The following is an 8,299-nucleotide window of genomic DNA, read 5'->3' as shown; positions in this document are numbered from 1 at the left end:
AAACTTGCCTCTCAATCCACAGCAATTACCTGGCCTGTCCTGGCATTTAGCGCTCAATACGGCAGTCAGTTTTGTCTCCAATACCAACTGGCAGTCTTACAGCGGTGAAACCACGCTGAGTTATTTCAGCCAGATGGTGGGGCTGACGGTGCAAAACTTCTTATCAGCAGCAACGGGGATTGCCGTGGTGTTTGCGCTGATCCGCGCGTTCTCTCGCCAAAGCACTCACACCTTAGGTAACGCGTGGGTCGATTTAACCCGCATCACGCTCTACATCTTGCTGCCGATTTCACTGCTGATTGCGCTGTTCTTTATCAGCCAGGGCACGTTGCAGAACGTCGCCGCGTATCAGCCGTTCACCTCACTTGAAGGTGTACACCAGGTGTTACCAATGGGCCCGGTTGCCTCGCAAGAAGCCATCAAAATGTTGGGTACCAACGGCGGCGGTTTCTTTAACGCTAACTCCTCACACCCGTTCGAGAACCCAACGGCACTGACCAACTTTGTTCAGATGCTGGCGATTTTCCTGATCCCCGCAGCGTTGTGTTTTGCGTTCGGTGAAGCCGTCGGAGACCGACGCCAGGGTCGCGCCATTTTATGGGCGATGGCGGTGATTTTTGTTATCTGCGTGGGGGTAGTGATGTGGGCCGAAACCAGCGGTAATCCGCATTTCACCCAGCTCGGCGTCGGTAGCAATATCAATATGGAAGGCAAAGAAAGCCGTTTTGGCATCCTGGTCAGCAGCATGTTCTCGGTGATTACCACTGCTGCGTCTTGTGGGGCGGTCAACGCGATGCATGACTCCTTTACCGCATTAGGCGGCATGATCCCAATGTGGCTGATGCAGATAGGTGAAGTGGTGTTCGGGGGGGTCGGTTCTGGTTTGTACGGCATGTTGCTGTTCGTGTTGCTGACGGTGTTTATCGCCGGATTGATGATTGGCCGCACACCGGAATACCTGGGTAAAAAAATCGACGTTGCCCAGATGAAAATGACCGCGATAGCGATTTTGGTGACACCCACCCTGGTTCTGCTCGGTACGGCGCTGGCAATGATGACCGATGCTGGACGTGCAGGCATGCTCAACCCCGGCATTCACGGCTTTAGTGAAGTGCTGTACGCCGTATCGTCTGCCGCCAACAACAACGGTAGCGCGTTTGCCGGTTTAAGTGCCAATACGCCTTTCTGGAACATTCTTCTGGCGGTGTGCATGTGGTTTGGCCGCTTCGCCGTGATTATCCCCGTGTTGGCGATTGCCGGAACGCTTGTCACCAAAAAATCTCAATCCGCAAGCGTCGGCACCTTACCGACTCACGGCCCACTGTTTATCGGTTTGCTGATTGGCACCGTGTTGTTAGTGGGTGCACTGACCTTTATTCCCGCCCTCGCATTAGGCCCGGTTGCGGAACACCTTTCCTTAGTGAATTTGTGATTAAGAGGCTTCCATGAGTCGCAAGCAACAGGCGCTATTTGAACCATCGCTGATTCGTCAGGCGCTAATTGATTCCTTTAAAAAACTGAACCCCCAAGGGCAGTGGCGTAACCCGGTGATGTTTATCGTTTGGGTGGGTAGCGTGATGACCACTGTTCTGGCGATTGCCATGTTCGGTGGGAAACTTCAGGGCGACGCGCCGTTTACTGCCGCAATCAGTGTCTGGCTGTGGTTTACCGTGCTGTTTGCCAACTTTGCCGAAGCATTGGCAGAAGGCCGCAGTAAAGCACAAGCCAATAGCCTGAAAGGGGTGAAGAAAACCAGTTTTGCTCGCAAACTGCGTGCTCCACACCACGATGCGCAGATGGACCACGTCCCTGCCGCCGACTTACGTAAAGGCGACATCGTGCTGGTTGAAGCTGGCGATATTATCCCGTGTGATGGTGAAGTGCTGGAAGGTGGCGCGTCGGTGGATGAAAGTGCTATCACCGGTGAATCCGCTCCGGTGATTCGTGAATCTGGCGGCGACTTCGCCTCGGTTACGGGCGGGACACGCATTCTTTCCGACTGGCTGGTCATTCAGTGCAGCGTGAATCCTGGCGAAACCTTCCTCGACCGTATGATTGCTATGGTCGAAAGCGCGCAACGCCGCAAAACGCCAAACGAAATCGCGCTGACGATTTTACTGGTGGCACTGACGATCGTCTTTTTACTGGCAACCGCAACGCTTTGGCCGTTCTCGCAATATGGCGGTGTCGCGGTCAGCGTCACGGTGCTGATTGCCCTGCTGGTCTGTTTGATTCCGACGACCATCGGCGGGTTACTTTCCGCAATTGGTGTAGCCGGGATGAGCCGCATGCTGGGTGCCAATGTTATCGCCACCAGTGGGCGTGCGGTCGAAGCGGCGGGTGATGTCGACGTGTTGCTGTTGGATAAAACCGGCACCATCACGCTGGGTAATCGCCAGGCTTCTGATTTCTTGCCAGCACCGGGTATTGAAGAAAAAACCCTTGCTGATGCCGCTCAACTTTCGTCACTGGCCGATGAAACACCAGAGGGGCGCAGCATTGTCATTCTGGCAAAACAGCGCTTTAACTTGCGCGAGCGAGATGTGCAAAACTTGCATGCCACCTTTGTGCCGTTTACTGCGCAAACTCGCATGAGCGGTATCAACATTCAGGACCGCATGATCCGCAAAGGTTCGGTTGATGCCATTCGTCGCCATGTTGAAGCCAACGGCGGTCACTTCCCACCACAGGTTGATTCGCTGGTGGAAGGGGTTGCCCGTGCGGGCGGTACACCGCTGGTGGTCGCCGAAGGTGCAAATGTGCTCGGTGTGATTGCGCTCAAAGATATCGTCAAAGGTGGGATTAAAGAACGTTTTGCTCAGTTACGCCAAATGGGCATCAAAACCGTGATGATTACCGGTGATAACCGTCTGACTGCCGCCGCCATTGCCGCCGAAGCGGGTGTTGATGACTTTCTCGCCGAAGCAACACCAGAAGCCAAACTGGCATTGATTCGTCAGTATCAGGCGGAAGGCCGTTTAGTGGCGATGACAGGCGATGGCACCAATGATGCTCCAGCGCTGGCGCAGGCGGATGTGGCGGTAGCCATGAACTCGGGTACGCAAGCGGCGAAAGAAGCGGGCAACATGGTGGATTTGGACTCCAACCCCACCAAATTGATTGAAGTAGTACACATCGGGAAACAGATGCTGATGACTCGTGGCTCGCTCACCACGTTCAGTATTGCCAATGATGTGGCGAAGTATTTTGCCATTATTCCCGCGGCGTTTGCGGCCACTTATCCGCAACTGAACGCGCTGAACGTGATGCATCTGCACTCCCCTGCTTCAGCGATTTTAAGCGCGGTGATTTTTAACGCGTTGATCATCATCTTTCTGATTCCGCTGGCTTTACGCGGTGTGAGCTACAAACCGCTGAGTGCCGCAGCCATGCTACGTCGCAATTTATGGATTTATGGTCTGGGCGGTTTAATCATGCCGTTTATTGGCATTAAAGCTATCGATTTGATCCTGACCGTTTGTGGCTTGGTTTAAGAGGAAAAACAAATGACTACCTTACGTCCCGCTATACTGTTACTGATTTTGCTCACCCTGATTACCGGTGGACTCTACCCGCTGGTGACCACTCTTTTAGGCCAGTGGTGGTTCCCGGCGCAAGCCAACGGATCGTTGATCTTTGATACCAAAGCCGTACGTGGCTCAAGCCTGATTGGGCAAAACTTTACCCAGGCGAAGTATTTACAAGGCAGGCCTTCTGCTACGGCAGAAACCCCATATAATCCAATGGCCTCTGGCGGCAGTAACCTTGCGGGTAGTAACACTGAGTTAGATAAAGTGATCACTGAGCGTGTGACAGCGTTACGCGCGACGAATCCGCAAGCCAATCCCGCCGTTCCCGTTGATCTAGTGACGGCTTCAGCCAGTGGCCTGGACGGGCAGATTTCGCCAGAAGCGGCAGCCTGGCAAATTCCCCGCATCGCCGAAGCGCGTCATCTGCCCGCGGAACAAGTCTCGCGTCTGGTGACGGAAAATACCACTCAGCCGATTGTCGGTTTTATCGGTAAACCGGTGGTGAATGTGTTGCTGGTTAACCTGGCGTTGGATGCACTTCAGGCACCATAAAGGAGTTGTTATGACAGAGGAACCCCTGCGCCCCGATCCGGATAAATTGCTGGAGCAGGTCAATCGCACACCGCGCGGTAAGCTGAAAATATTCTTCGGTGCGTGTGCAGGTGTCGGGAAAACCTACGCCATGTTGCAGGAAGCGCAGCGCCTGCGAGCACAAGGGCTGGATATACTGATTGGCGTGGTGGAAACTCACGGTCGGAAAGAGACCGCAGCGTTACTGGACAGGCTTAATCTTCTGCCAGCAAAACGTATCCACCATCGTGGGCGCTGGGTTCAGGAGTTTGATCTTGATGCTGCACTCGCTCGCAATCCTGCGCTGATCCTGATGGATGAACTGGCGCACAGCAACGCACCAGGCTCGCGCCACCCAAAACGCTGGCAAGATGTGGAAGAGTTGCTCGATGCCGGGATCGATGTCTTTACCACCGTCAACGTGCAACATCTCGAAAGCCTGAATGACATCGTTGGCAGCGTCACGGGCATTCAGGTACGCGAAACCGTACCCGACCCTATTTTTGATGCGGCGGACGAAATCGTGTTGGTCGATTTGCCGCCTGATGATTTACGCCAGCGCCTGCATGAAGGCAAAGTGTATATCGCAGGCCAGGCCGAACGTGCTATTGAACACTTTTTCCGTAAAGGGAACTTGATTGCCCTGCGCGAACTGGCGTTGCGCCGCACCGCCGATCGCGTTGACGATCAAATGCGCGCGTGGCGTGACAGCCAAGGGCAGGAGAAAGTCTGGCATACACGCGATGCCATTTTATTGTGTATTGGCCATAGTTCTGGCAATGAAAAACTGGTGCGCACAGCTGCACGGCTGGCCGCGAAGTTAGGTAGCGTATGGCATGCGGTGTATGTCGAAACCCCGCAACTTCACCGTCTGCCTGAACAACAACGCCGCGCTATTTTGGCTTCGTTACGCCTGGCGCAAGAGTTGGGGGCGGAAACCACCACCCTTGCCGATCCGGCAGAAGATAAAGCGGTACTGCGTTACGCCCGGGAACACAACCTCGGGAAGATAATTATTGGCCGACGGACGACCCGACGCTGGTGGAGCCGCGAATCTTTTTCTGACCGACTTGCTCGCCGCGCACCAGACCTTGATCTGGTGATTGTCGCACTGGACGACAAACCTTCAGTTACCCCCCCTTCGACGCCCGACACGCGCAGTTTCAATGAAAAATGGCGCGTGCAAATACGCGGGTGCGCGGTCGCCATCGCCCTTTGTGCCCTGACCACGTTTATCGCTAATCAGTGGTTAACGGCCTTTGATGCCGCCAACCTGGTGATGCTTTACTTGCTCGGCGTCGTCATTGTGGCGCTGTTTTATGGGCGCTGGCCTTCGGTGCTGGCGACGGTTGTCAGTGTTCTCAGTTTTGATCTGTTTTTTATTGAGCCACACGGCACGCTGGCGGTCTCTGATATCCAGTATTTGTTAACCTTTGCCGTGATGCTCACCGTTGGCCTGCTTATCGGGAATCTCACCGCAGGCGTGCGTTACCAGGCACGGATTGCCCGTTATCGCGAGCAGCGGACACGCCACCTGTATGAAATGTCGAAAGCCCTCGCCGCCGAACGCACTCCGCAGGATATCGCGGCCACCAGCGAGCTGTTTATCAACAACAGTTTCCATGCTCGCGCTCAGTTATTATTGCCGAACGAGTTTGGCGTTTTAGCGCGCGTTAATGCGCCAGGTGAGCCGCAGAACTGGGATGAAGCCATCGCCCGCTGGAGCTTTGATAAAGGCCAGCCTGCCGGTGCTGGCACCGATACGCTGCCGGGTGTGCCCTATCAAATTTTGCCGCTCAAAACACCGGAAAGAACGCTTGGACTGCTGATTGTCAAACCGAGTAATTTGCGCCAGTTGATGATCCCAGAACAACAACGCTTACTGGAAACCTTCACGCTATTGGCGGCCACCGCTCTGGACCGGCTGTTGCTGACCGCGAGTGAAGAGCAGGCCCGGTTGTCCAGCGAACGCGAGCAAGTGCGTAACTCGTTGCTTGCGGCGCTGTCACACGATTTGCGTACCCCGTTGACGGTGCTATTTGGCCAGGCAGAAATCCTGACGCTGGATTTAGCTTCTGAAGGGTCGAAACATGCACCACAAGCCAACGATATTCGCCAGCACGTTCTTAATACCACACGTCTGGTGAACAATTTATTGGATATGGCGCGTATTCAATCTGGCGGGTTTAATCTGCGCAAAGAGTGGCTAACGCTCGAGGAAGTGGTCGGCAGCGCGTTGAAGATGCTGGAGCCGAGTTTAGGGGGGCGGCATATCGCGCTTTCGTTGCCTGACCCGTTGATGCTTATCCATGTTGACGGCCCGCTGTTTGAACGCGTGCTGATCAATTTGCTGGAAAATGCCGTGAAGTATGCAGGGTTCCAGGCAAACATAGGCATTCGCGCACAAGCATTGGCTGATAAACTGGATCTTGAAGTCTGGGATAATGGCCCAGGCATTCCCGCTGGCAAAGAGAAGCTTATCTTTGATAAGTTTTCCCGAGGCAATAAAGAGTCCGCTATTCCGGGCGTTGGCCTGGGTCTGGCGATTTGTCAGGCGATTGTCGAAGTCCACGACGGGAAGATTTTTGCCGTTAATCGCCCGGAAGGTGGCGCTAGTTTTCATGTGATTTTACCCCTGACGCCACCGCCTGAGCTGACTGAGTTGTCTGAGATGAATGAGGCTTTGTGATATCAGTACTGATTGTTGAAGACGAAAAAGAGATCCGCCGCTTCTTGCGCACAGCGCTCGAGGGGGAGTCGTTGCGCGTTTACGAAGCCGAAACATTGCAGCGTGGTTTGCTGGAAGCCGCCACGCGTAAACCCGATTTAGTTATCCTGGATCTCGGTTTACCCGACGGTGATGGCATTGATTTTATTCGTGATTTCCGCCAGTGGAGCCAAACACCGATTGTGGTGCTTTCTGCGCGTAGCGATGAACAAGTAAAAATAGACGCACTGGACGCGGGTGCCGACGACTATCTTAGCAAACCGTTTGGCATTGGCGAGTTGCAGGCGCGTCTGCGAGTCGTATTACGCCGTCATGCAAGCCTCGCGCAGCCCGATCCGGTTTATCAGTTCTCCAACATTAGCGTTGACCTCTCTACCCGCCGTATTACGCGGGAGGGTATTGACATCCATCTCACACCGATTGAGTTTCGCCTGCTGGCAACACTGATAAATAACCACGGCAAAGTGCTGACCCAACGCCAGTTACTCAACCAGGTTTGGGGGCCAAACGCTGTGGAACATAGCCATTATTTGCGGATTTATATGGGGCATTTGCGCCAAAAACTGGAAAACGATCCGGCACGGCCAAGCCATTTGCTGACCGAAACCGGGATTGGTTATCGGTTTATGCTTTAGCGAGCTGTCCGATGGCGCGGCACTTATCAGACCGACAAAACCGTATCGTACACATACAAAAAAGGCGCCTTTCGGCGCCTTTTCACATTTGCGAATGACTATGCGTTTTTCAGCACTTCGCTGACAATTTCTACCGCTTCTTTCTCAATTTGCAGGCGATGCTCTGCACCTAAGAAACTTTCACAGTAAATTTTGTACGCATCTTCCGTACCGGAAGGACGAGCCGCAAACCAACCGTTGTCGGTCATCACTTTCAGCCCACCGATAGAAGCGCCATTACCCGGAGCCGCCGTTAAGCGAGCGGTGATTGGGTCGCCTGCCAGGGTGCTTGCGCTCACCATTTCTGGGGAGAGTTTAGACAGCGCAGCTTTCTGTGCAGAAGTCGCGGAAGCTTGCAGACGGTTGTAACTTGGCGCACCAAAACGGGCAGCCAGTTCATCATAATGCTGCTGCGGGTTCTTGCCGGTAACTGCGGTAATTTCTGCTGCCAGCAAGCACATAATGATGCCGTCTTTATCCGTTGACCACGGTGTACCGTCGAAACGCAGGAACGATGCCCCTGCACTCTCTTCACCACCAAAACCGAAGCTGCCATCGAACAGACCGTCAACAAACCATTTGAAACCAACCGGCACTTCTACCAGTTTACGACCCAAATCATTCACGACTCGGTCAATCATTGCTGACGACACCAGCGTTTTACCTACCGCCACATCTTTGCCCCACTGTGGGCGATGCTGGAACAGGTAGTTAATGGCAACGGCCAGATAATGGTTCGGGTTCATCAAGCCCGCTGGCGTGACGATACCGTGGCGGTCGTAATCCGGGTCATTGGC

At 54.1% G+C, this 8,299-nt stretch carries 5 protein-coding genes and 1 pseudogene; 5 read left to right on the top strand and 1 reads right to left on the bottom strand.

All coding sequences use genetic code 11. The features are described 5' to 3' along the window. The 5 genes from kdpA to kdpE all read left to right on the top strand — a co-directional run. A partial coding sequence (kdpA, locus tag VJY99_RS01980; RefSeq protein WP_324115843.1) for a potassium-transporting ATPase subunit KdpA occupies positions 1-1,432 on the top strand: 1,432 nt, incomplete at its 5' end. Between the two features lie 13 nt (positions 1,433-1,445). Continuing rightward, positions 1,446-3,494, top strand: coding sequence for a potassium-transporting ATPase subunit KdpB (kdpB, locus tag VJY99_RS01975; protein ID WP_324115840.1), 2,049 nt, complete (start codon positions 1,446-1,448; stop codon positions 3,492-3,494). Between the two features lie 12 nt (positions 3,495-3,506). Then, positions 3,507-4,082 carry a potassium-transporting ATPase subunit KdpC gene (kdpC, locus tag VJY99_RS01970; protein ID WP_324115838.1) on the top strand — a complete coding sequence of 192 codons (576 nt, stop codon included), beginning with the start codon at positions 3,507-3,509 and terminating at the stop codon, positions 4,080-4,082. Positions 4,083-4,092: 10 nt separating this feature from the next. Further along, the gene (gene kdpD, locus VJY99_RS01965; protein WP_324115836.1) at positions 4,093-6,789 is read left to right on the top strand and encodes a two-component system sensor histidine kinase KdpD; all 2,697 of its coding nucleotides are present in this window, start codon (positions 4,093-4,095) and stop codon (positions 6,787-6,789) included. Then, complete coding sequence (kdpE, locus tag VJY99_RS01960; RefSeq protein ID WP_324115834.1) at positions 6,786-7,463, top strand: two-component system response regulator KdpE; 678 nt, start codon at positions 6,786-6,788, stop codon at positions 7,461-7,463. The genes kdpD and kdpE overlap by 4 nt, the downstream gene beginning before the upstream one ends. Before the next feature lie 98 nt (positions 7,464-7,561). Here kdpE and VJY99_RS01955 read toward each other — a convergent pair. Further along, a pseudogene (locus VJY99_RS01955) lies at positions 7,562-8,299 on the bottom strand (phosphoglucomutase); the annotation flags it as partial.

This window comes from Buttiauxella sp., from assembly GCF_035271705.1.
GTDB lineage: Bacteria > Pseudomonadota > Gammaproteobacteria > Enterobacterales > Enterobacteriaceae > Buttiauxella.
This window is presented reverse-complemented; position numbering and strand designations above follow the sequence as displayed.

Coding starts and splice junctions, on each gene's coding strand:
- kdpC (WP_324115838.1), top strand. CDS start 3,507: ATGACTACCTTACGTCCCGCTATACTGTTACTGATTTTGCTCACCCTG.
- kdpD (WP_324115836.1), top strand. CDS start 4,093: ATGACAGAGGAACCCCTGCGCCCCGATCCGGATAAATTGCTGGAGCAG.
- kdpB (WP_324115840.1), top strand. CDS start 1,446: ATGAGTCGCAAGCAACAGGCGCTATTTGAACCATCGCTGATTCGTCAG.